The sequence below is a fragment of the Microbacterium sp. zg-B96 genome (assembly GCF_030246865.1).
In the GTDB taxonomy this organism is placed as follows: Bacteria; Actinomycetota; Actinomycetes; order Actinomycetales; family Microbacteriaceae; genus Microbacterium.
The window spans coordinates 3,038,273-3,061,923 of record NZ_CP126738.1 but is presented as its reverse complement, the minus strand read 5'-3'; the positions used below and the strand labels follow the sequence as shown (position 1 = coordinate 3,061,923).

Annotated in this window: 22 protein-coding genes; 14 read left to right on the top strand and 8 right to left on the bottom strand. The window is 68.0% G+C overall.

The window, feature by feature from the left end; translation table 11 throughout:
• Positions 1–56 precede the first annotated feature (56 nt).
• From QNO11_RS14520 to QNO11_RS14505, 4 genes are read left to right on the top strand one after another with little or no spacing between them, the layout of a single operon-like run.
• Entirely contained in the window at positions 57–1,052 is a 996-nt protein-coding gene (locus QNO11_RS14520) for an NAD(P)H-dependent flavin oxidoreductase (RefSeq protein ID WP_257507558.1), read from the top strand.
• A gap of 51 nt (positions 1,053–1,103) precedes the next feature.
• A complete protein-coding gene (locus QNO11_RS14515) occupies positions 1,104–1,859 on the top strand; it encodes an SDR family NAD(P)-dependent oxidoreductase (RefSeq protein ID WP_257507559.1) in 756 nt (251 codons plus the stop codon).
• 38 nt (positions 1,860–1,897) lie between these two features.
• Positions 1,898–2,716: an enoyl-CoA hydratase/isomerase family protein gene (locus tag QNO11_RS14510; RefSeq protein ID WP_257507560.1), complete on the top strand. Its 819-nt coding sequence runs from the start codon at positions 1,898–1,900 to the stop codon at positions 2,714–2,716.
• Position 2,717: 1 nt separating this feature from the next.
• Positions 2,718–3,908, top strand: coding sequence for a thiolase family protein (locus QNO11_RS14505; protein ID WP_257507561.1), 1,191 nt, complete (start codon positions 2,718–2,720; stop codon positions 3,906–3,908).
• 19 nt (positions 3,909–3,927) lie between these two features.
• Here QNO11_RS14505 and QNO11_RS14500 read toward each other — a convergent pair whose 3' ends face one another.
• On the bottom strand, positions 3,928–4,719 hold the full coding sequence (locus tag QNO11_RS14500) for an enoyl-CoA hydratase/isomerase family protein (protein ID WP_257507562.1): 792 nt from the start codon (positions 4,717–4,719) through the stop codon (positions 3,928–3,930).
• Between the two features lie 131 nt (positions 4,720–4,850).
• Here QNO11_RS14500 and QNO11_RS14495 point away from each other — a divergent pair, with 131 nt between their 5' ends.
• The 4 genes from QNO11_RS14495 to QNO11_RS14480 all read left to right on the top strand — a co-directional run bounded on the left by QNO11_RS14495 (position 4,851) and on the right by QNO11_RS14480 (position 8,680).
• Entirely contained in the window at positions 4,851–5,651 is an 801-nt protein-coding gene (locus QNO11_RS14495; protein ID WP_257507563.1) for an enoyl-CoA hydratase-related protein, read from the top strand.
• Between the two features lie 51 nt (positions 5,652–5,702).
• A complete protein-coding gene (locus QNO11_RS14490) occupies positions 5,703–6,857 on the top strand; it encodes an acyl-CoA dehydrogenase family protein (RefSeq protein ID WP_257507564.1) in 1,155 nt (384 codons plus the stop codon).
• Positions 6,854–7,801, top strand: coding sequence for an acyl-CoA dehydrogenase family protein (locus tag QNO11_RS14485; protein WP_257507565.1), 948 nt, complete (start codon positions 6,854–6,856; stop codon positions 7,799–7,801). The genes QNO11_RS14490 and QNO11_RS14485 overlap by 4 nt, the downstream gene beginning before the upstream one ends.
• Before the next feature lie 111 nt (positions 7,802–7,912).
• Positions 7,913–8,680 (top strand): FadR/GntR family transcriptional regulator, encoded by a 768-nt coding sequence (locus QNO11_RS14480; RefSeq protein WP_285169428.1) that lies wholly within the window; start codon positions 7,913–7,915, stop codon positions 8,678–8,680.
• Between the two features lie 21 nt (positions 8,681–8,701).
• Here the strand turns inward: QNO11_RS14480 and QNO11_RS14475 are convergent, their stop codons facing one another.
• Together QNO11_RS14475 and QNO11_RS14470 are read right to left on the bottom strand one after the other, a co-directional pair.
• Positions 8,702–9,874 carry a CaiB/BaiF CoA transferase family protein gene (locus QNO11_RS14475; RefSeq protein ID WP_257507567.1) on the bottom strand — a complete coding sequence of 391 codons (1,173 nt, stop codon included), beginning with the start codon at positions 9,872–9,874 and terminating at the stop codon, positions 8,702–8,704.
• 42 nt (positions 9,875–9,916) lie between these two features.
• Positions 9,917–11,140, bottom strand: a complete 1,224-nt coding sequence (locus QNO11_RS14470; RefSeq protein ID WP_257507568.1) for an acetyl-CoA hydrolase/transferase family protein — start codon at positions 11,138–11,140, stop codon at positions 9,917–9,919.
• 21 nt (positions 11,141–11,161) lie between these two features.
• On the opposite strand from QNO11_RS14470, the gene QNO11_RS14465 reads away from it, so the two are divergent.
• A complete protein-coding gene (locus QNO11_RS14465) occupies positions 11,162–12,409 on the top strand; it encodes an acyl-CoA dehydrogenase family protein (RefSeq protein ID WP_285169427.1) in 1,248 nt (415 codons plus the stop codon).
• Between the two features lie 27 nt (positions 12,410–12,436).
• A complete protein-coding gene (locus tag QNO11_RS14460) occupies positions 12,437–13,366 on the top strand; it encodes a hydroxymethylglutaryl-CoA lyase (protein WP_257507570.1) in 930 nt (309 codons plus the stop codon).
• An 87-nt stretch (positions 13,367–13,453) separates the two neighbouring features.
• Here QNO11_RS14460 and QNO11_RS14455 read toward each other — a convergent pair whose 3' ends face one another.
• A complete protein-coding gene (locus QNO11_RS14455; protein WP_257507571.1) occupies positions 13,454–14,509 on the bottom strand; it encodes an ABC transporter substrate-binding protein in 1,056 nt (351 codons plus the stop codon).
• A gap of 238 nt (positions 14,510–14,747) precedes the next feature.
• Entirely contained in the window at positions 14,748–16,508 is a 1,761-nt protein-coding gene (locus tag QNO11_RS14450; RefSeq protein WP_257507572.1) for an ABC transporter permease, read from the bottom strand.
• A gap of 204 nt (positions 16,509–16,712) precedes the next feature.
• On the opposite strand from QNO11_RS14450, the gene QNO11_RS14445 reads away from it, so the two are divergent.
• Together QNO11_RS14445 and QNO11_RS14440 are read left to right on the top strand one after the other, a co-directional pair.
• Positions 16,713–17,507, top strand: coding sequence for an alpha/beta fold hydrolase (locus QNO11_RS14445; RefSeq protein WP_257507573.1), 795 nt, complete (start codon positions 16,713–16,715; stop codon positions 17,505–17,507).
• A 19-nt stretch (positions 17,508–17,526) separates the two neighbouring features.
• Positions 17,527–18,618: an ABC transporter ATP-binding protein gene (locus tag QNO11_RS14440; protein ID WP_257507574.1), complete on the top strand. Its 1,092-nt coding sequence runs from the start codon at positions 17,527–17,529 to the stop codon at positions 18,616–18,618.
• 100 nt (positions 18,619–18,718) lie between these two features.
• Here the strand turns inward: QNO11_RS14440 and QNO11_RS14435 are convergent, their stop codons facing one another.
• Genes QNO11_RS14435 through QNO11_RS14425 form a run of 3 tightly spaced genes read right to left on the bottom strand, consistent with a single transcriptional unit; the run spans position 18,719 to position 21,572 of the window.
• Positions 18,719–19,207 (bottom strand): MaoC family dehydratase, encoded by a 489-nt coding sequence (locus QNO11_RS14435; protein WP_257507575.1) that lies wholly within the window; start codon positions 19,205–19,207, stop codon positions 18,719–18,721.
• A 39-nt stretch (positions 19,208–19,246) separates the two neighbouring features.
• Positions 19,247–20,374, bottom strand: coding sequence for an acyl-CoA dehydrogenase family protein (locus tag QNO11_RS14430; RefSeq protein WP_257507576.1), 1,128 nt, complete (start codon positions 20,372–20,374; stop codon positions 19,247–19,249).
• Positions 20,375–20,378: 4 nt separating this feature from the next.
• Entirely contained in the window at positions 20,379–21,572 is a 1,194-nt protein-coding gene (locus tag QNO11_RS14425; protein WP_257507577.1) for an acyl-CoA dehydrogenase family protein, read from the bottom strand.
• A gap of 179 nt (positions 21,573–21,751) precedes the next feature.
• Here QNO11_RS14425 and QNO11_RS14420 point away from each other — a divergent pair, with 179 nt between their 5' ends.
• Both QNO11_RS14420 and QNO11_RS14415 read left to right on the top strand, forming a co-directional pair.
• Positions 21,752–22,825, top strand: coding sequence for an LLM class flavin-dependent oxidoreductase (locus QNO11_RS14420; RefSeq protein WP_257507578.1), 1,074 nt, complete (start codon positions 21,752–21,754; stop codon positions 22,823–22,825).
• Positions 22,826–22,880: 55 nt separating this feature from the next.
• Positions 22,881–23,624, top strand: a complete 744-nt coding sequence (locus QNO11_RS14415; protein WP_257507579.1) for an enoyl-CoA hydratase/isomerase family protein — start codon at positions 22,881–22,883, stop codon at positions 23,622–23,624.
• The last annotated feature ends 27 nt before the right edge of the window (positions 23,625–23,651 follow it).

Genomic DNA, 23,651 nt, shown 5'->3' with positions numbered 1-23,651 from the left:
ACATACATAAGTACACTGCTGTCGTCCCCGATCGAGTCCCAACGAAAGAGCCGCGAATGATCCGAACCGCGTTCACCGACACTTTCGGCGTCGAGCATCCCGTCCTGTGCGGCGGCATGACCGGCCTGGGAACGGCGGAGCTCATCTCCGCCGTGGCGAATGCCGGTGCCCTCGGTTTCCTCACGGCGCTCACCCAGCCGACGCCCGAGGCCCTCGCCGCGGAGATCGCGCGCACTCGCGAACTGACGGACAAGCCTTTCGGCGTTAATCTCACGATCCTGCCCACGATCAATCCCGTGCCCTACGACGAGTACCGCGCCGCGATCATCGATTCCGGCATCCGCATCGTAGAGACGGCCGGCTCCAGCCCCGCGCCGCACATGCCAGATTTCCATGCCGCGGGCGTGAAGGTGATCCACAAGGCGACCAGCGTGCGCCATGCGGTCTCCGCCGCCAAGTACGGCGTGGCGGCCGTGAGCATCGACGGCTTCGAATGTGCTGGGCACCCCGGTGAGGACGACGTCCCTGGCCTGATCCTCATCCCCGCCGCGGTGCGCGCCCTCGACATCCCCGTGGTCGCCAGCGGCGGGATTGCGACAGGCGCCGGTCTGGCTGCAGCCCTGGCGCTGGGCGCGTCCGCGGTGAACATGGGAACGCGTTTCGTCGCCACGACCGAGGCGCCTGTGCATGCGAACGTCAAGAAGCAGATCGTCGCCAACAGCGAGCGAGACACCATGATCGTCTTCCGGACCTTCCACAACTCTGCGCGCGTGGCACGCAATTCCATCTCCAGGCAGATCGTGGAGATCGAGGAGCGACCGGGCTCGACCTTCGCCGACGTCGCGGCGCTGGCATCCGGGGCGCGCGGGCGCGACCGTGTGCTGGGCCAGGGCGACATGGAGGACGGGCTCTGGTGGGCCGGTCAGACGCAGGGACTCATTCACGAGATCGACACGGTCGCGAATGTCGTCGACGGCATCGTGAGCGAGGCGGAGGAGATCATCCGGCACCGTCTCGCCGCCTTGGTCCAGCCCACGGCAACCGCCGTCTGACCCACGCGCTACGGCAACCGGCCCGCACGCGGGCCATCGGAAGGAGCACGCATGAAGGTCGACGAGATCACCGCCGTTGTCACCGGGGCCGCATCCGGCTTGGGAGCGGCCACCGCGGCGGCGCTGGCTGCCCGCGGCGCCGAGGTCCTGGGACTGGACCTCCCCGCGCAGATCGAGAAGGCGCCGGCCCGCGATGGGGTCCGCCTGGTCCCCGCCGACGTGACGAGCGAGCAGGACGTCGCCGACGCGCTGGGCACGGTGCGCGTGGATCGTCCCCTACGCGTCGTGGTCAACTGCGCCGGCATCGCGCCGGCCCGCCGCATCCTGTCGTCGAAAGGGGCGCACGAGCTCGACCTGTTCCGCCGCACGCTCGAGGTCAACACCCTTGGCACCTTCAACGTGATGCGGCTGGGAGCGGAGGTGATCGCCCGCGCCGAGGCGGATGAGCACGGGCAGCGCGGCGTCATCATCAACACGGCCTCGGTGGCGGCATACGAAGGCCAGATCGGGCAGATTGCCTACTCCGCCTCCAAGGGGGCGGTGGTGGGCATGACCGTCCCCGCCGCGCGCGACCTTGCCCGCGTGGGCATCCGGGTCAACACCATCGCCCCGGGCATCGTCGACACTCCAATGCTTGCGTCGCTTGGTCCTGAGGTGGGAGCATCGCTCGCTGCCGGCATCCCATTTCCGCAGCGCTTGGCCCGCCCCGACGAATTCGCGCAACTGGTACTCATGCTCATCGAGCACGACTACCTCAATGCGGAGGTAGTCCGCATGGACGGCGCACTGCGGATGCAGCCGCAGTGACAAGGGGCGGAGGACCGACGACGAAGCGCGAGCGGACGATGAGCGCGTCCGTCGCGCCGATCCGCACTCGTCTTGACGGTCAGCTGTTCCGCATCACGCTCGACCGGCCCGATGCGGGCAACGCCGTCGACCTCGACACTGCCCTGGCCCTGCAGGACGCGATCGCGTCCGCGGAGGCGTCCGCCGCCACGGTGATCGTGCTGGACGCCGTCGGTTCGGTGTTCTGTTCCGGAGGCGACGTGGCCGCCATGGCGCGCGCGTCCCATCCGTCCGCGTTCCTGGACCGATTGGCCGGGGCCATGCACGCGGCGCTCGAGGCGATGACCCGATCCCGGTTGTTCGTCGTGGCGGCGGTGGACGGTGCGGCCGCCGGCGGCGGTCTCGGTTTGGCCCTGACCGCCGACTATCTCATCGCGACACCGCGCGCGCGGTTCCTCACGGCCTATGCCGGCGTGGGCCTGACCCCTGACAGCGGGGTCTCCTCCCTGCTGGCCCGCAGCGTGGGGATGCACCGCGCCCTCGCGCTCGCCGCGACCGGACGCCCTCTGACGGCGGACGAGGCGCAGCGGTGGGGGATCGTTTCCGAGGTGGTCCCGCCAGAGCAGCTCGCCGCGACGGTCGACGGGCGCGCGCGCGACTTCGCCCGTGCTGCCGGCCCGGCGTTGGGAGAAACCAAGAGGCTGATCCGCGCGGCGGCTGAGGCAACGTATTCCGCACAGCTCGCGGAGGAACAGCGGACGATCGCCCACGCCGCCGGCACCCCTCACGCGCAGGAGCGTATCCGCGCCTTCCTGGACAGGGGCGCGGCGGCGCGCGCAGAATCGACGGCGGAGCCGGCGAAGGAGCAGGGAGTCTGACATGGAGAACGCGGTTATCGTGGATGCTGTCCGCACGGCATCCGGCAAGGGGAAGCCAGGCGGAGCCCTATCAGGCGTGCACCCTGCGGACCTCCTCGCCGAGCTTCTCGCGGCGCTGGTCGAGCGGAGCGGTCTGGACTCTTCTCAGATCGACGACGTGCTCGTCGGCTGCGTCAGCCAGGTGGGCGACCAGAGCACGAACATCGCGCGCGGCGCGGTGCTTTCGGCTGGCTTCGATGTCGCCGTGCCCGCCACCACCATCGACCGCCAGTGCGGATCGAGCCAGCAGGCAGCGACGTTCGCCGCGCAGGGCGTGATGGCCGGCGGATACGACGTCGTCATCGCAGCCGGGGTCGAGTCGATGAGTCGCGTCCCCCTCGGCGCCGCAGCAGGAGGAGGGTCGCCCGCGGGTTCCCGCCTGGCCGCGCGCTTTCCCGACGGGCTCGTGAACCAGGGAGTGGCCGCGGAGCTCATCGCGAAAAAGTGGGGGCTGAGCCGCGACGAACTCGACCGGTTCGCCGCCGAATCGCATCGCCGTGCCGCCGAGGCGGCGGCGTCGGGGGCGTTCGCGGAGGAAATCCTGCCGATCACGGTGCCCGGGCCGGGTGGGGAGCGCCTCGTCGACCGCGACGAGACCGTGCGGTCCTCGACCACGGCGGAGGGCCTTGCGGGGCTGCAGCCCTCCTTCCGGACCGATGAGCTGGCGCAGCGCTTCCCCGACCTGGACTGGTCGATCCATCCGGGCAACTCCTCACCCCTCACCGACGGGGCGTCTGCGGTGCTCATCATGAGCGAGAGCGCCGCAAAGGCACTCGGGCTGCGGCCGCGCGCGCGGTTCCATAGCTTCGCCGTCGTCGGCGACGACCCGCTTTACATGCTCACCGGCCCGATCCCGGCGACCCATCGGATCCTCCGTCGATCCGGTCTGGGTATCGGCGATATCGACGCCTTCGAGGTCAACGAGGCCTTCGCCTCTGTTCCGCTGGCCTGGGCTGCGGAGTTCGATGTCGATCCGGCCCGCCTGAACCCCCGCGGCGGCGCGATCGCCCTCGGTCATCCGCTGGGCGCGTCGGGAACCCGCCTGCTCACGACGATGCTCCACCACCTGGAGGCCACGGGTGGCCGCTACGGCCTGCAGACGATGTGCGAGGGTGGCGGGATGGCCAACGCCACGATCATCGAGCGTCTCTGAGAGCGAGCCGCCCGCGGCGTCACTCGGCCCAGTGCGGCTCGCGCTTCTCCTGAAAAGCCGCCGGCCCTTCCTTCGAGTCCGGGTGCGCCCAGTGCCGTTGCACGAGCTCCCAGCCCAGGTCGCGATAGCTCCGCACGGAGTCTGCGAGATACGCACGGATCACCCGTCGCGTGTGTCGCACGGCGGTCGGCGATCCGCTGCACACCTTGTGAGCCAGATCCAGGGCGTGCTCGAGGAGATCCTCGGCGGCGAGCACCTCCGAGACCAGCCCGCTGTCCAGTGCGGTCGCGGCGTCGACGATCTCGTGTCGTCCCAGCAGTGCCATGCGTACCGCGCGGTCGCGTCGCATGAGCGTCATCAGCTCGACCGGCTCGATCCCGCTGACCTGCCCCACGCTCACGTGGGAATCGATGAAGCGGGCCCCGTCTGCGGCGATCACGATGTCGGCGTCGGCGACGAAGTGCAAGCCGCCGCCGGCGCACGTGCCGTTGACGGCGACGATCACGGGCACATCGACCACGCGGCCGGGCAGGAACGACAGCTCTTCGTCGGCGTCCCTGCCGACCTCGGTGCGATCGGACGCGAGCATGCTGACATCCGCTCCCGCGCAGAAATGGCGTCCTGCGCCAGTGAGGACGATGCACCGGATGCCGCGGTCGGCGGCGAGCGTGCGCCACAGTTCGCCGAGGTCACGGATGAGCTGCTCGTCGAGAGCGTTGGCGCTGGCCGGCCGGTTCAGCGTGACGAGCGCGATGCGGTCCTCGATGCGGAGGTCGACGACCTCGCTCCGGAAGTCTGCCGTAGGGGTCATCGCTTTCCTCCTCGAAAGGTCGATCTGACCACCATATATCTATACCCTTTAAATGATTAGCCGCGGTCATCCGGAGAGGTGGACATGGTTGCATCGATTCTGGAGCCACCCGAGTCGCGCGGGATCGGCGAGTGACGAATTCGGCTCGTGTGGGTGAGGGTGTCGATCTCCTCGTCGAGCGGTGCGGTGCGACCGCCGTCATCAGCTTCGACCGGCCTGGGGCGCGCAATGCGCTGAACCGCCGCACACGCACCGCCCTCGTGGCCATCCTTGAGCGGCTCGACGCCGATCCGGACGTGCGCGTCGTCGTGCTCACCGGCTCCGATCCGGCTTTCAGCAGCGGTGTGGACATCAAGGAGCTGCTCTCCGATGAGGCGTACGAGGCTCCATTGACCGACCCTGCAACGTGTCTGCGGGCGCTGAGCGTGCCCGTAATCGCCGCCGTGAACGGAGCGTGCGTGTCCGGCGCTCTGGAGATCGTCTTGGCGTGTTCGTTCGTCCTGGCATCTGACCGTGCGAGCTTCGCGGACACGCATGCGGTCCTCGGGCTGACCCCGGGGTGGGGGTTGAGCGCCGAATTGCCGGCGGCCGTCGGTACGGCCCGCGCACGCCAGATGACCCTGACTGGACGGCCGGTCGACGCGCCGACCGCTCTCGCGTGGGGCCTGGTGAACGAGGTCGTCCCGCACGAGCGGCTCCCCGACCGGGTGCGGGAGGTGGCGGAGGAGATCGCGGGGGCACCGCGTGCCGCGATCGCCAACGCCGTACGCCTCTACCGCGAGGGTCACGAGGAGCGCCTCACCGCAGCGCGGCAACGCGAGGCCCGGGTTCTGAGGGGGTGGGGATTGGAGAAGGGCGACGCTCGTCACCGGTTCTCGACGCGGCGAGCGGCATCCTTGCGCGACGGAGGGTCTTTACTAGATAATACTTAATAAGATTACTATGTCGCGGCGGAGACGCTGAGGCGCCACGGAGGAGGGGCAATGACGCTCGACTATGGGGAGCCGAGCGAGGTCACCGCGCTGCGTGGCGAATTGCGGGACCTCGTTGCGCATCACGTTCCGGCGGGATTCCTCGGCGCTTTCACGAACAACCCTGCAGATCTCGCCATTACGGAGCGGTTCAGTCGCGAGCTCGGCGTACGTCGCCTCCTGACGCTCGCCTGGCCGTCCGAGTACGGGGGGCGCTCGGCCGACGTGCTGTCGCAGACGGCCATGCGCGAGGAGATGTGGGCCGCGCACGAACCGCGCGGCGCGCAGTACATGGGGCTGAACTGGGTCGGGCCGGTCATCATGCGTCACGGTTCGCCGCAGCAGCGCGACGAGCACTTGCCCCGCATCGCTTCCGGACAGGTCGTCTGGTGCCAGGGGTTCAGCGAGCCCGGGGCGGGGTCCGACCTGCCCGCCCTGCGCACCCGGGCCACGCCGGTCGAGGGCGGATGGCGCATCTCGGGGCAGAAGGTGTGGACTTCGTACGCGAGCATGGCCCAGTGGTGCTTCCTGCTGGCCCGCACGGGGGATCCGGCCGGCCGCAAGGACGGCATCACCGTGTTCCTGCTCGACATGGACCAGCCGGGGGTGGAGGTGCGCCCGATCAGCGCGATGCTCGGTCCCCATCACTTGAATGAGGTGTACTTCGACGAGGCATGGGTGCCCGATGGCGCCGTCCTGGGAGAGGTGGGGGGTGGATGGCGCGTTGTGATGGATGTGCTCAGCTTCGAGCGCATCGGCATCGCGCGCTATGCGCGCTGCGAGAGCCTGCTGCGCGCCGCTCCGGATGCCCTCGGCGGGGCGTGGGATGAGCTGCCCTCATCGCTGCGCGAGCGCTGGGCAGCCATGATGGTGCGCACGCGGCAGGTGCGCCTACTCGCCTACCGGCTGCTCCTCGCCGCCCAAGCCGAGGCGCCGCCCATCGGCGAAACGGCGCTGTACCGTGTCGCCGTCACGTCCCTGGACCAGGAGGTCGCCGAAGTGCTCATGGAGATTGTCGAGAACGCCGCGCTCGGCACGCACGATCCGGGAGCCGGCTACGCACGCGAGGTCGAGGATCACTGGCGCTACGCGCAAGCCTCGACCGTCGCGTCGGGCACGCTCGAGATCAACAAGCACACCGCTGCCCGACAGCTGGTGCGTCCGTGAACGCCACGCTCTCGGCGGAAGCGCTTGAGGTCGGCGCGATGGTGCGCGAGCGCGTCGAGCGCGAGGGCGGCGTCCAGCTGCTCCGGCGAGCAGTCGCCGACCCTGGACTACGCGCCGGCGTCGGGGACATGCTCGGTGAACTCGGAATCTGGGAAATCGATCCAGCGGAGGGCGCTACGGAGCTGGAGGTGGCGGCCGAAGTCTGCCGCGCGGCCGGCCGCTTTGCACTGCCGTATCCCGTCGTGGAACGGCTGGGGCGATGCGGCGCCGACGCCACGGCACTGGTGTCGCGTCGCGCTCCCCGTATCGTGCCGCACATGGATCTCGGGCTCTCGTGGAACGGCGTCGACCTGCAGGGGGGTCGCCATCGGCTGACGCCGCGGGGGGCGGGGATCACGCTGGGAACACAGCTGGCGCCCTTCGGGGTCGAGGTCGACGCCGCCGCGGATGCCGGGGACGGGCGGCACGGGGCTGCGCTGCTCATCGCATTGGAATCATGGTGGCTGCTCGGACTCCTCGAGAATGCGGTCGAGGACACCGCCCGCTACGCGCGGGAGCGGGAGCAATTCGGTCGACCTCTGGCGCAGTTCCAGGCGGTCGCGTTCCAGCTCGCCGACATGTCCCTGGAAACGGTGGCCTCCGGAGAGTTGGCCAAGTACGCCCTGTGGGTCCTGGCGCGCAGCGCGGATGCGGATGAGGCGCTCGTGGAAGCGCTCGGATTGCGGGTCGCGATGCAGCGGGCTGCCGGGACCGTGTTGCGAGGCGCCCACCAACTGCACGGCGCCATGGGCTTCACCGACGAAGTGGACGTGTCGTGGCTGTCGCGGGCGAGCCAAGCTTCCCGCCGGTTGCCAGAGGACTCCCATCGCACGACCGGTGTTCTGCTTGAAATGCTCGGGCGCGTTGGATACCCGCAGTTGGGGCACGTTGTGGCACCCCGGTGACCTGGCAAGACTTTCAAGTTTATACTTGATTCCGTCCCACGTTTTGCAGATCGTTGAAGGATCGGTGCAATGGCAGACGAGAATCACAGAGCAACGGCCCTGCGAGTCGGCATGACTCCGCGCATCGCCGAGGCCATCGCCGCTGATCTGCGGCAGCGCATCCTGCAGAGCGATCAGACTGACATCCCGCTTCCTCGCCAGGAAGACCTCGTGCGTGAGTATGGCGTGAGCGGTCCGTCCGTGCGAGAGGCGCTCCGCATTCTCGAGGCAGAGGGCCTCATCACGGTGCGCCGCGGCAAGTTCGGCGGTGCATTCGTCCACAAGCCGGACTGGTCATCCGCGGCGTTTGCCGTCGCCCTTTCGATGCAGGGGCAGGGCGTGCGACTTTCCGACCTCGCGGAGTCACTCGTCATCCTCGAGCCGATGTGCGTGGCAGAATGCGCCACACGTCCCGACCGCCACGCGACGATCGTGCCGGCACTGAGGGAGAACCTGGCCGAAACCGAGCGCCTCGTGGGGGTTGGCGACCAGTACTCCGCACACGCCCGCGTGTTCCACGAGATCATCGTCGGCGGGCTGCAGAACCAGAGCCTGCGGTTGGTTGTGCGAACCTTGTCCGCAGTGTGGTCGATTCAAGAGAAGACGTGGGCGCAGAGCGTCAAGGCCACCGCGCAGTACCCCGGTGAGGACCAGCAGCGCGAGTCGCTGCGCACGCACGAGGTCCTGATCAAGCTCGTCGATGAGGGTGATGCCGAGGGGGCGCGTCAACTGGCGGAGAAGCACGTGCGCGCGACGCAGCAGATCGTGCTTGATCGTCACGGCGACGAAGTCGTCGATTCATCGTCCCTCCTGGCAGTGCAGGCGTTCAAGAGTCTCTGAGCACCGCCGGATGCGGCGCGCTCATGCCTCGAACTCGGCGCGCAAGTCGTCGGCGTGGGCGCCGAGAACCGGTGCGGGGAAGAGCTCCGGCGTCCCGCTTCGCCCGAAGTGCACGGGTGCGCCCGCCTGCCGAAGCGGCCCCAGGACGGGATGCTCGACACGCTCGAAGAAGTTCGTGGCGCGCAGATGGGGATCATCGAACAGGTCCTCGATCGCGTTGACGCGCATGGCGGGCACCCGCGCGCCCTGCAGCGCCTCGAGCAATTGCTCGGTCGGATGCGCCGCCACCTCGGCGGCCAGCCAGGCGTAGAGTGCGTCGATGTTCGCGGTGCGACGGGTGATGCTGACGAACCGCTCGTCCTGGATGAGCTCGGCATGACCGAGCACCCGGAACAATGATGCCCAATGCGCGTCCGTGCTCGCGAGGATGCCGATGAGTCCGTCGGCAGTGCGGTAGGGATGTCGGTGCGGCGAGTTCGTGCGCGCGTAGCCGGCTGGACCCCGCGGAGGATCGAATATCTGAGCGCCCTGCTGCTCGACGAGAAGGAACCGGACCATGGTCTCGTACATGGGCACTTCGATGAGCTGCCCCGTGCCGGACTGCTCCCGCTCGTACAGGGCGGCGGCGATCGCCCCGGCCGCCACTATCCCGGTGATCTTGTCGGTCAGGGGCGTGCGGATGTACTGGGGCTCGCCTGCGCCGGTCTGGTGTGCCGCCAGGCCGGAGGCGGACTGGATGACGTCGTCGTATGCGGGTAGCGGGCCGTAGGGGCCATCCGCTCCGAAGCCGAACATGCCACACACGATGATGCGCGGATTGACGGCGGACAGCGTGTCATAGTCGAGCCCGATGCGAATCTCGGAGCCCGGCGGTCGGTTGTGCGTCACCACGTCGGCCCGCGCGACGAAGCGGTCGAAGAGGGCCCGGTCGTCGGCGTTGCGCAAGTCGAGTGCGATCGACTCCTTGCCGCGATTGAGGTTCAGGTAGATCGGGCCGAGGAGATTCTGCTCGCGGTCGTCGATGCCGCGGGAGATGTCGCCTTCCCGCGGCTCGATCTTGATGATCCGGGCACCCATCTCCCGAAGGACCGCCGTGCAGTACGGTCCCATGAGCATCGACGTGGTGTCCACGATCGTCACTCCGGCCAGTGGGCCGCCTTCGGTCGTGCGGTGGTCGCCGTGTCCTGATGCCATGGGGGTTCCTTCTGTGCTGTCGGTGGAGTTCGGGCGTCGCGCTCAGGAGGCCCGGAGCGCCTCGCGATGCTCCGGTGCCGCGATCGCGGTGAGCGCGTCGCGGCGCTCGCGCACCGTCGCGCCACGCAGATCCGCGACCCCGTGCTCGGTGACGACGAGGTCGACGCTGTGGTGGGCCGCGGTGACGGTGTCCTCGCTCCGGTGGGCGGCGACGATGGTCGACGCACCCGAGCGCGTGGTGGACCCCAGTGCGATGATGCGCAGACCGCCCGGAGAGAGGTGGGCCCCTTCGGCGAAGTCCGCGCTGCCGCCCACGCCGGCGATCACCGCGCCCGCGACGGACTCCGAGGCCACCTGCCCGCGGATGTCCACCGCGATCGCGGAGTTTACGGAGACGAGGTTCGGCACGCGGGCCAGGTAGAGCGGATTGTGCAGTTCCTGCGAGTCGGCCATCTGGACCACGGGATTCTCGTGCAACCAACGCATCAGTGCGTCGCTGCCGATGACCTCCAGCGCCTTTACTCGGCCGCCTGCGCGGGCGATCCGCTCGATGAGTGGGAGCATCGCGTCGGTCACGAGTCCGATCAGGCCGGGCGGGGCGTCTCCGTCCTCCTCTCCCAGGGCCGCAGCGATGGCATCGGGTACCTTGCCGATGCCGAGCTGCACCGTCGCCCCCGCGGGCAGCAGGGCGAGCACCTGCCCGGCTAGTGCGCGGCCTGCAACGTCCAGATCGCCGGGATCCTGGGTGGGCAGCGCGGTCTCGGATCGGACGAACCGGTCGATGCGCGAGATGTGGAGGCGGCTGTCTCCGTATGTGCGGGGCATGTCGTCGGTGACTTCGGCGATCACCATCGGAACGGTCTCGGCTGCGCGTCGCGCGTAGCTGGCGGATGGTCCGAGCGAGCACCAGCCGTCGGCGTCGGGCGGTCCCACACGCAGGAGTGCGACGTCGGATGCGGCGAGGACCCGCTGCGGGATGTCCAGCAGTCGCAGGGGGGTGTAGTCCACGAGGCCTTCCCGCTGCAGCCGGCGCATGGCGCCGTGCACGTGCCAGCTGCGTACGGTCAGGGCACCGGCGCGCACCGCAGGCTCGAGCCCGAGGTCGCCCAGGAGCAGTCCGCTGCGGAGGATCAAGCCGCGCACTTGCAGTGCGCGTCTGGCGAGTCCCGCCAGCAGGGTGTTGGGCGTTCCGGTCGCGTTGCCGGCGACGAATCGCGTGCCCGACGTGAGGCCGGCGAACGCGTCGTCGCGTTCCATCCACTCCATGTGCACCTCTTCCGGAGGGTCGTGGAGTCAAATATAGTAAAGATTAAGAGTTATTCTGTCCACGCTCGCCGCACCAGTGGCGAGCCGATTGCGGGAGCCCCCTTGGATTTCGAAGAGCCTGACCATCTCCGCGCCATCCGCGGTGCCATACGCGAGTTGTGCAAGGGTTTCGGCGACGAGTACTGGCGGCGTCACGACCGGGAGCACGAGTTCCCCTGGGAGTTCTACAACGCCATGGCGCAGGCCGGGTGGGTGGGGATCGCCATCCCAGAGGAATACGGCGGGGGCGGCGGGGGCATCACTGAGGCGTCCATCGTGCTGGAGGAGGTCGCCGCGTCCGGAGCCGCGATGAACGGCGCGAGCGCCGTGCACATCTCCATCTTCGGCATGAATCCCGTCGTCAAACACGGCACGGAGGAGATGAAGCGCCGATATCTACCGGTGGTGGCAGACGGCAGCCTGCACGTCGCGTTCGGCGTCACCGAGCCGGATGCCGGGTTGGACACGCCGTCGATCACCACACGAGCCGTGCGCGAGGGCGATCAGTACATCGTGCACGGCCAGAAGGTGTGGACCACGAAGGCACACATCGCGCAGAAGGTCCTCCTGCTGTGCCGCACGACGCCCGCGGCCGAGGTGACCCGCCGCACGGATGGGATGACGCTCCTGCTCGGCGACCTCCAGGTCCCCGAGGTCGACATCCGGCTCATCGACAAGATCGGCCGCAATGCCGTCGGATCGTGCGAGACCCGCTACGACGGGCTCCGGGTGGACGTGACGGATCGTGTTGGGGACGAAGGTGCCGGGTTCCGCTACATTCTCGACGGGCTCAACCCCGAGCGCATCCTCATCGCCGGCGAAGCGATCGGCATCGGGCGCGCTGCCCTGCGCAAGGCCACGCAGTATGCGCGCGAGCGGCGCGTGTTCGGCAGGCCGATCGGCAAGAATCAGGGCATCTCCTTCCCCCTTGCGGAAGCGCACATGCGGCTGCGTGCGGCCGAGCTCGCGGTACGCGAGGCCTCGTGGCGGTACGACAACGGAATGCCCTGCGGCGAGCAGGCCAACGCCGCCAAGTACCTCGCGTCGGATGCGGCCTTCTTCGCCGCGGACCGCGCCATGCAAACCCTCGGCGGCTACGCGTACGCCGACGAGTACGACGTGGGCCGCTATTGGGTCGAGTCCCGCCTGATGAAGAGTGCCCCCGTGCCTCAGGAGATGGTTCTGAACTTCATCGCCGAACACGTGCTGGGGCTGGAACGGTCCTACTGAGCGGTCGGCTGACCAGAGGAGCAAAACATGAGAGATCCCCAATGTTCCACGCAGGCGGGGCTTCCCGCGGCGGTGACGGTCTACGAAGTGGGCCCGCGAGATGGCCTGCAGAATGAGTCGGCGCTCGTCCCCACGGCGGCGAAAGTGGAGTTTATCCGTCGACTGATCGCCGCAGGCCTCACCACGATCGAGGCGACGAGCTTCGTGCGTCCTGACTGGGTGCCGCAACTGGGCGATGCCACCGAAGTCCTCGAACAGCTCGACCTCGACGGCCCGGTTACGCTGCCCGTGTTGGTCCCCAATGAGCGGGGACTGGATCGCGCGCTGGCTGCCGGTGTCCGTACCATCGCGATCTTCGGGAGTGCGACCGACTCGTTCGCGCGCAAGAACCTCAACCGGTCGCTAGACGAGCAGTACGCGATGTTCGAGCCCACCGTGACGCGTGCACGCGAACACGGCCTCGACGTGCGCGCGTACGTCTCGATGTGCTTCGGCGACCCTTGGGAGGGCGACGTGCCCATCGAGCAGGTCGTCGCGGCGGGTCGGCGACTACTCGATCTGGGCGCGACGCAGCTGTCGATCGGCGACTCGATCGGTGTGGGCACGCCTGGTCACGTCAAGGCCCTGCTCGCGGCCTTCGTCGACAGCGGTGTCGGCATCGATGCGCTCGCAGTGCACTTTCACGACACCTACGGGCAGGCGCTGGCGAACGCGTACGCGGCATTGGAGGTCGGCGTGCGGACCTTCGACGCATCGGCCGGCGGGCTTGGGGGATGCCCCTACGCCCCGGGGGCGACTGGCAACCTCGCGACTGAGGACCTGGTGTGGATGCTGCACGGGCTGGGAATTCACACCGGCGTCAATCTCCCCGCCCTGGTCGAGACGAGCGCCTGGATGGCGGGAGTGCTGGGGCGGCCGGCTCCCTCGGGCGTCGTGCGGGCCCTTGCGACGGGCTGACGCGCGACAGTTCTGATAAGAGAAGGGGGGGGGGGGGGGGGGTGGGATGCCTTGGCATCCCACCCCCCTTCTCTCAGCGTGGGCGGGTCACTCGTAGATGGCCTTCCAGTCGGCCAGGTAGCCGGCGAACCAGTCCTGATCGAGGACGCGGTCGACGTTGGTCAGCACCACTTCACTGCCTCCCGCGAGCGTGTCAACCGAGGGGAGGGGGCTGAAGGCGTTCTTCGCTGCGATCGCCTGGCCCTCTTCGGACAGGAAGAAATCCATGAACAGCTGTGCGGCGTTCTGGTTCTTGCCCGAAGCAGGGATGAAGAACATGTTGCCGATCGCCAGGGCCGGGTCGGGCACGGTGAACTCCACTGGAGCTCCCTTGTCCTTGAGGCCGACCATGTCGGCAGCCGAAACGAAGGCGCCCACGGCGACCTCACCGGCTGCAAGCGCCTCCTGGAGTGCGAACGCGCTCGGGTACAGCGCCGGGTCCTGCTCGGCCAGTTCGGCCTGGTAGTCCGGATTGTGCGACTCTTCCACGAAGGCCCAGTGGTCCGCGTGGATCGCAGGTTCCGGGCGGGCCGTACCGATGGCGCCGTCTCCCAGGTCGGAGATGAGGAGGTCGTCGTACGACTCGACGGTGCCGCTGTACAGCGAAGTGTTCCAGCCGAGCACCATGAGCCCCAGGCCGGCGCTGGCGATCTTGCCGTCGATGATGTAGTCGCTCCACTCCGGGACCTCGGCAGCGGGTCCTTCGAGGTCGCTGATCCAGCCTTCCTCCGACTTGTCGAGGATCCAGCCGTAATCGACGGACGTGACCACGTCGGCGCCTTCGGCTCCGGTGTCGTGCTCGGCCTCGAGCGCGGCGTTCATATCGGCCGTGCCCATGGCGAGGATCTCAAGCGTGATCTCCGGGTACTTCTCCTCGAACGCGGCTTTGAGGCCCTCGCGCACCTCGGCCGGTGCGACGGAGTACCACGTGAGGCGTCCCTCCTCCTTCGCGGCGTCGATGACGCCCTGCCACTCGCTGTCGCCGCTGGCTTCGGGTGTGGCATCTGGAGGAGTGTCGTCGCTGACTGCGCAGCCGGTCGCGACCAGCGAAATCGCGAGCAGCGAGCTTGCGATCACGCCCATGCGCATGGATTGCCTCTTCACGGTGTTCCCTTCGACTGTACGGGAGAGCGCGGGTCGTCTCCCCGTGTGGGTGAGGAAGTGGTGTGCGACGCAGTGCGCCGATCCGCTCGGGACCTCGGGTCACCGGGGACTACTTCGTCCTCGGGCCGTGGGCCTTCCCGGTCGTCGACAGCTGTCGTTCCATGGGCGAACGCCCAAGACCTTCTTCGTAATCTTTATTATACTTAGCAAACTGGCGTGCCGCTAGATCTGATTTGGTTCACAGAGACTCCAGCGTGTCGCGACCGCCGAGCCGCATCGCCACGACGAGGCCCACCGCGGTGACCACCGACATGATGATGCTGACGGCGGCGACCATGGGGTACGAGCCGTGGGTCCACTCCTGGTAGAGCAGAGTGCCCAGCACCTGGGTGCGGGCGGAGCGGACGAACATGGACGCCGCGAACTCGTGCGTCAGGATCACGAAGGCCAGCACGGCCGCCCCGGCGAGCGCTCCGCGCATCATGGGGACGACGACGGTGAGGTGTGCGCGAATCGCGCCTGCGCCCGACGCACGCGCGGCATCCTCGTGCGAGTTGCCGACCGCCATCCGCGCCGCGAGCTGCATCCGGACGGTGAAGGGGAGGACGATGACCACGTATGTGAGGACGATGAGTGCGGGTGTGCCGTAGAGGGTGAACGGATTGCCGGTGTACACGAACAGCAGGCCCACGCCGAAGACGACGGCGGGGACTCCGAGCGGCATCTGCACGAGGACGTCGATGGTCCCGCGCGCGAGAGCGCTGCCCCGACGGCGGTAGAGGATGTCGGTGAGCAGATACCCAAGCGGGAGTGCGATGAGGATCGCCCCGACCGACGTGCCGACACTATTGCCGAGCGCGTCGAGGATGGCGGGCGTGGTGAGTGCGCGCACGAAGTTGTCGATCGTGAAGGTGGTGATCGTGGCGGTCCAGTACGGCACCAGTGAGACCAGGGCGATTGCGCCGAACGGCAGGACGATGGTGATGATGCCGTAGACCGCGATGAAGGGGGCGGAAAAGCGTGATGGCTTACCGGGGCGTGAGGCGCCCTTGGTCCCCGTGCTCACGAAGCGGAAGTCCCGGCGCAGGAGCAGTCGCTGCACCACGATGAAGAGAATGCCTGCGATCAGGAGGGGTGAGGCCACCGCTGCGGCCAGGGCGAAATCGGTGGGAGCCGTCCCGCCGAACCGATAGATCTCGGTGGCGAGCACGCGGATGCCGTCGCGTGCTCCCAGGAACTGTGGCGCCGTGAGCTGGCCGAGCCCCAGCAGCATTGCGAAGGCGGCGGAGTACACCAGAGCCGGTCGCAGCAGCGGCAGCACCACGGTCAGGAAGACGCGGACCGATCCGGCCCCCGCGACCGATGCGGCTTCGATGGTCTCGAAGTTGAGCTGCTTGAGGCTGCCCTGGAGGAAGAGGAAGACCAGTGGCGCCAACTGCAGACCGGTCACGATGATGATGCCCGGCACGGAGTAGATGTTGAGCGGACCGCTCGGCAGGCCGACCGTGGGGGTGGCGACGTCGACGAACGGGAGGGCGCGCAAGGCGATGTTGATGAAGCCCACCTGGGGCGAGAGCAGGAAGGCCCAGCCGACCACGACCGCGACGGCGGGGAGGACGATCGGCAGAATCGGGATGATGGACATCCACGCGTGCCGACGGGGGAGGCGCAGCGAGAACCATGCCAGGGCTGTGCCCAGGACCAGGGAGATGAGCAGGGAACCCACCCCGAGTGCCGCCGTGGTCAGCAGCGTGGTGGCGAGGTCGGGGAGCGCGATGGCCTCGCGGTAGGCGCGCGCGCCGTCCTCCAGGGCGAGGAACTGCAGTCGGAGGAGCGGGTAGAGCACCAGGAAGAGCAGGACCAGTGCCAGTCCTGTCGTCAGGCCGTGGCGGCGCAGCCATTTTCCTGCTGCGCTGCGTGCAGAGGTGGGGAACCGCGCGGGAGCACCCGGCAGCCGGGTGGATGCCTCTGGCGGGGTGGCTGTGAGGGTGTCCGGCACGTGCTCCTCCTGTGTCGCGTCCTTGCGAAATGCGCCGTCTTCGGCGCGCGCTATCTATTAATCTTTACGTTCATAACGTACTGCTGCCGTGAAGCTCACCGCTATCACTAATTACGTTAATCATTATAATTATGTTTGGGATCCGCACTACACTGATGTGCGATGGTCCGCCCCCACGATCAAAGGAGATCCGTGCAGCACACGATGGAAAAGCACGCACTGTCGGCACTGACGACGAACGTCAAGCGTATGGGCAGCGGGCCGGTCCTCCTGATGATCCAGGGGCTGGGAACCGACCACCGGGCGTGGGATCCGGCGATGCGACGGCTGGCTCCGCACCTGCAGTGCATCTCATTCGACAATCGCGGCGTGGGCGACGCCTCGGACGTCGGTCCGGAGACGACCATGGAGGATCTCGCCGACGACGCCGCCGAGCTCATCGAGGCGCTCGGTGAGGGCCCGGTCCACGTGTGCGGCGTGTCGATGGGTGGAGCCATCGCGATGCGCGTCGCGTCGCGGCATCCGCACCTGGTCCGCAGTCTCGCGCTGCACTCCACCGCCGCGCGTCCGGATCCGCGCCTGCGGGCGATCCTCGGTTTCCGACAGAGGATCGTCGACAGCGGCCTCGCGGGGGAACTTCTCCGCCCGTTCGTGGAGATCACCGCCTTCAGCCAGACGCACATCTCCCAGGCGCTGCCGGTCGGGGCGACCGAGATCGAGAAGATCAACGCCCAGGAGTACGCGGCGCACCTGCGCGTCGCTACGGAACAGTGGATGACCGACGAGGAGCTGGCCAAGATCACGGCGCCCACGCTTGTCACCGTCGGGACCGAGGACATCCTCACCACGCCCGATCATGCCAGGGACCTGTACCGCGGCATCACCGACGCCGAGCTCGTCGTCGTGGAAGGAGGTGGGCACGCGTACTACGCGGAGTCCCCCGATATCTTCGCCTCGCTGCAACTCGGATGGACCCTGCGCCACTCGGCGCAGAACTGACAGAACGGAGAGCGGAGCGATGGCAGCGGGCATCACCGTCACGGGCCTCACCAAGGGGTTCGGCAACACCACCGTCGTCGACGGACTCGACTTGGAGGTCGAGCAGGGCGAGATCCTCGTGCTGCTCGGTCCCAGTGGGTGCGGCAAAACCACGACCCTGCGCTGCCTTGCAGGACTGGAGACGCCGAGTGGCGGAAGCATCCACTTCGACGGCACCCCTGTCTTCGGCGGCGGGACGCGAGCAAACGTGCCGATCAATAAGCGCAACATCGGCATGGTGTTCCAGTCATACGCGTTGTGGCCGCACATGACGGTGCGGCAGAACATCGCGTACCCCCTCAAGGTACGACGCATGAAGCAGGCGATCTCCGACGGATGGGTCGAGCGTGCGGCGGAAATGGTGCACTGCGCCAACCTGCTCGACCGCTATCCTGCTCAGCTCAGTGGCGGCCAGCAGCAGCGGATCGCGTTGGCGCGAGGACTCGTCGCTCAGCCGTCGGTGGTGCTGCTGGACGAGCCGCTCAGCAACCTCGACGCGAAGCTGCGCGATCAGGTGCGCACCGAGATCCGGGAGCTGCACCAGCAGCTCAGGTTCACGGGTGTGCTCGTGACCCATGACCAGGAAGAGGCTCTCGCGCTGGGTGATCGCGTCGCCATCATGAAGGACGGCCGCATCGAGCAGTTGGACACCCCAGAGGCGCTGTTCCTCGCCCCGGCGACGGAGTACGTCGCCGGCTTCGTGGGCATGTCCAACCGGCTTGAATGGGTGCGATCGGACGGTGCGTGGGTAGGCCCTGGCGGCCTGACCGTCTCGGCCCCGGTGCTCGGTGTCGACACAGACCGTGCAGTGTCGCTCATCCGTCCGGACGACCTCGTGCTACACCCCGTGCGCCCCACCGCCGTCGACGGGGCCATCGTGATGGATGCGAGCCTCGTCACCGCCGAGTACGGCGGACGCCACGTCGATGTGACACTGACCCTCGGTGATGAGTCGCGTCTGCACGTGCGGACCGGCACCGGCGCATCCGAGGCATGGGTCCGGAGTCTGCAGCCCGGCGCCAGCGTCGCGGTAAGCGTCGCGCAGCGCAGCCTGCACACCTACCCCGCCTGAGCCGGGCGACGAGGGAGGTGCCGGGGCGATACGACCCCGGGACCTCCCTCCAGTAAGAACTGCGGACCGATGCTGCTAGTCGTACAGCAAGGTGACCGGGTTAGGCCGAGCCGCCGGGCGATCCGTGGCCCTCGGTGCCGTCGGGGCGTGACAGGTCGAACAGGCAGGTAGCCACGATGGCGGGTCGTTCTTCGTTCTCCCGCTCCAGCGCCATGTCGACCTGGAGTCGGCATCCTCGGGGGGTGGGAAGCACATCGGCGATCGTGGCCCGCATCCGGATTCGGCTGCCACTGAGGACCGGGGCGGTGAACCGCACGCGTTCGAAACCGTAGTTCACCATCAGGGGCGCATCAGTGACCCACAGCAACCCCGGCCACAGTGCGCTGATCATCGCGAGCGTCAGGTACCCGTGCGCGATCGTCGTGCCGAAGGGCCCGGCGGCCGACTTCTCGGTGTCGACGTGCAGCCAGTAGTGGTCGTCTGTGAGGTCGGCGAACGTCTGGATATCGTCCTGCGTGATGGTGCGGTAGGGGGAAGGGCCGAGCGCGGTGCCCTTCATCCCCTGCAATTGTGCGTAGGTGACGTCCATGTCGTCTTCCGTTCTGGCGCGCACCGGGGTGTCGCGCCGTCAGTGGTGCATCGCGCGAATCTCGTCGGTGATGCGGCGGCGGTGCCACCGGCGGTCGCCGAAGAGGTGCTCGGCGAGCTTCGCGCGCTTGAAATAGACGTGCATCTCGTGCTCCCACGTGTAGCCGATCCCGCCGTGGAGCTGGATGCCGCGACCTGCCACCCACGCGGCACCGGCGCAGGCGAGGTCTTTGGCCATCGAGGCCAGTCGAGGCGCATCGGCTCTCCGCTCATCCACCGCGGTGGATGCCTCGTCGACGAGCGCTCGCGCCATCTCCGTCCGCACCAGCATGTCGGCGGCCTGGTGCTTGACCGCCTGGAAGGACCCGATCGCCCGGTCGAACTGCTCGCGCTGGGTGGCGTACGCGGTCGTGAGTTCGAGCACACGGCTGGATACGCCGAGTGCGTCGGCGGCCACCAGAAGGGACATCCGCTGGATGAGCGCCTCCGTGGTGTCGTGCGCGGCGCCTCCGTCCACGACAACGGCGTCCGTTCCGACGCGTACGCCACTCAGCGTGAGACGCCCGATGCTGCGCGTGAGGTCCAGCACCTCCTGGCGCTCGACGTGGACGCCCGACTGATCGGCCGGGACGACCGCGAACAGGGGCTGTTCGTCGGAATCGACCGCGCGCACGATCACGACCTGCGCACCCGGCAGGTCGAGCACGTGAGAGGCGCGGCCATCCAGCACGATGTCTGCGCCGTCCCGCCGCGCGCGGATGCCCTCGCCCGCTGCGCTCGAGAAGACGCCGGGCGTGGCAACGGCGGCGGATGCTGACCCGCCGGCGATGTCCTCGATCAACGCTCTCGCGGCCGGCGCGTCGGAGTCTGTGAGGATGCCGGTGGCCGCCGCCGTCCCGAGGAGCCGGGTTGTGCCGGCGGCCCAGCCGCAGCCCTCCGCCACCTGCCGCAGGTGCGTGAAGGTGCCGCCGCCGCCACCGAGGTCTTCCGGGACGTCTACCCCGAACATGCCGAGCTCAGCCAGTGCCGCGTCCAGCTCGGCATCCTGCGCGGTGCCGCCGTCGACGATGCGATGCACGTGCGCGGCGGGAAAGCGCTGCGCGAGGAGGTCCCACACCATCCCCCTCAGCGCGGAGAGCTCCTCATCGATGCCCAAGATCGTGGTCATGGTCTCACCTCGGTTCCCGGGGCAGGCCCAGGCCGCGCTCCCCGATGATCGTGCGCTGAATCTCGCTGGTGCCGCCGGGAATGGTCCACTCCCACGAGGAGATGTGGTCGAGGAGCCACACTCCGGACTCCCATCCGCCGCTGGCGACGCGGGGCGTGCGCAGCTGGCCGTCGAGCCCCGCGAGGGAAGCCCCGAAACCGGTCATGTCCTGCAGCAGCTCGCTGTACACGAGCTTGGTGACGGAGGCCAGCACGCCGGCGTTCTGGGGGATGATGTCGTCGGCGAGTCCTCTTGCCACGAGGAGGCGCAGCGCCTCCAGGCTCGTGGCGTACCCGGCGAGCTCGTCGGCAACGTACGCGTCCTGAGCGCCGAGCAGGCCGGGATCGCGCCCGGGATCATGCAGTTCGTCCCATAGCCACGAGAACCCGACCTTGAGGCGCTCGCTGAGTTCCACCATCGTGGCACCGCGTTCGGAGTTGAGTGTGGATTGCGCCACCCGCCAGCCGTCATTCTCCGGTCCGATGAGGTTGGCCACCGGGATGCGCACGTCGGTCAGGAAGATCTCGCAGAAGTGCTCCTCGCCAGTGGCCTTCTTGATGGGCCGTACCTCGACGCCCGGGGACCGCATGTCCATGAGCATGTAGGAGATGCCGCGGCGCTTGGGCGCATCGGGATCCGTGCGCACCAGCAGGAGGCACCAGTCGGCGTACATGGCAAGACTCGCCCAGATCTTCTGTCCATTGACGACGTAGTGGTCGCCGTCCCGCACGGCCTTGGTGGCCAACGCGGCGAGGTCGGACCCCGCTCCGGGTTCGGAAAAACCCTGGCACCACACCTCGCCGTTGCGGATCGCGGGCAGATGGCGCGCGCGTTGCTCCTCGGTGCCGGCGTGCAGCAGCGTGGATGCCGCGTGATGGAGCGAGATGAAATGCAGTACTAGCCTGGGTGCCTCGGCGCGGGCGAGCTCCTCGAAGATGACGCCCTGCTCGGCGAGGCTGTAGCCGCCTCCCCATTCGGTGGGCCAATGCGGCGTGGACCATCCAGCCTCGTTCAGTCGACGAAGCCAGTCGTTCTGGAACGCCACGAACTGGTCCCGAGACGCGTTGGCCTCGGTCTGCCGCCAATCCGCCGGGATCGAGGCCCGGCACCATTCGCGCACGTCGGCGCGCAGCTGTTCGATGGTCCTCGAGGGTGGCACCGGGCGCTCCTTCTTATCTCTGCGACGGAGGGTGCGCGAGCACCGCCCATAGGATCCAAAGCATTACACATAACACTTGACTGATTTGGCAATCATGTCAATATATGTAAGTATTCATTTCGGATTGGTCGCCTTGGGTGCCATTCCGCGGCAGTGTCGCCTCCTGAAGGGAACAGCACGTGAAGTTCGGCCTCTTCCAAACCCCGTTCACCCGACCCGAGCGCTCGCCGCGCGAGGTCTTCGACTGGGCGGTCGACCAAGCCGTCGCAGCCGAGCAGGCCGGGCTCGAGGAGTTCTGGGTCGGTCAGCACTTCACTCTCGGATGGGAGGCCATTCCCAACCCTGAGCTCGTGCTCGCGGCTGCGGCGCGGGAGACCGAGCGCATCATCCTGGCGCCCGGCGCACACCTCCTGCCCTACCAGCACCCGGCCCACCTGGCGTCGCAGACTTCATGGATGAGCCACATCACGCAGGGGCGCTACATCTTGGGCGTGGCCACGGGTGTCAACCCGGTGGATGCCAAGTTCCACGGGTTCACGTCGCAGGCCGAGAACCTCGACATGTCGATCGAGTCCCTTGCGCTCATGCGGCAGATCTGGGCCGGCGGCCCGGTTAAGTTCGAGGGGAAGTACTGGACCTCGCAGCTCCCCGGGAGCGAGCACGGCGGGCATCATTTGCGCGACCTGCGCCCGTACGGCGGCAAGATGACCATCGCGATGGCCGGTGCCAGCCCCAACTCGACGTCGATCGCCTACGCCGGCAACCAAGGCTTCATCCCCCTTTCCTTCGGTGGTAGCCCCGAGTTGGTGCGCAACCACTGGGAGACCTATCTTCAGGGCGCGCGTGACGGCGGAATCGATGTGTCGACTCTCAGTCGCGCCTCGCACCATGTCGGCCGCGAGATCTTCGTCGCGGACACGGATGCCGAAGCCGAGCGGCTCGTCGTCGAAGGCCCGATCGGTCATGCCTGGCGCGAGCACCTCATCCCGAACGAGCAGCGTCGCGCTGCCCGCATCGGCGTGAAGCCGCTGTGGGATGACAAGAGCGACCTGATCGAGCTCGTGCGCGAGAGCATGATCGTGGGCAGCCCCGACACCGTCGTAGCCAAGCTCAACAACCTGATGGACGACAGTGGCGGATGGGGGACGACGCTCATCTTCGGGCACGACTTCATCGACGACCCGGCCCCCTGGAACTACAGCCTCCAGCTGCTCCACACCGAGGTCGCGCCGCGCGTCAAGAGCGTGGCCTGAGCGATTCCCACGTAGCCACACCGGGGCCGCCAGGCCCCCGACGAAGGAGGACTCTGTGACCGAAGAGAAGGTCTCGAGCACCGTCACCGACGGCGTCATGCGCGTCGTGATCAACCGTCCGGAGGCGAAGAACGCGCTGAATAAGCGAATGTACGCCCAGGTCCGCGATGCATACCGCCGCGCATACCGCGACGCCGACGTGCGCGCGGTCGTGCTGGAAGGCACGCAGGGCTCCTTCGCGGTGGGCGGGGACCTGAAGGAGATGCTCGCCGCACTTGAGGACGAGGACGGCATCGATGTCTTCGGGTACGACGAGAGCGTGCCCTTCGAGGCCATCCGCAGCCTGCCCAAGCCCACGATCGCAGCGGTCGACGGGCTATGCATGGGTGGCGGCCTGACGCTCGCCCTGGTCAGCGACATCGTGATCGCCACTGAGGGATCGAAGTTCGCGATGCCCGAGTCGCGCGTGGGTGTCGTTGACGGACACATGCCTCGTCTCTTGCGCGACCGGGTGCCGCCGGCGTGGCTGCGCTACTGGCTGTACTCGGGGACGACCTTCTCGGCGGAGGACGCGTTTCGCGCCGGTCTGGTGACCAAGCTGGTGCCCGCCGGTGGCCTCGAGGACGCGGTGCAGGAGGTCCTCGCCGAACTCGGCAAGGCGTCCCTGGAGGCGATCCGGCTGTACAAGAAGATCCTCAACGAGACGCGGCCGCTGTCGTCCATGGAGGACGCCTACGAGACGATGCTCGGCGACGATGCGAGAGCGCGACTCGCGGCGTTCTCCGCCCGCTCGAAGTAGTGCTCCGCATCCGTACCCACTCACACA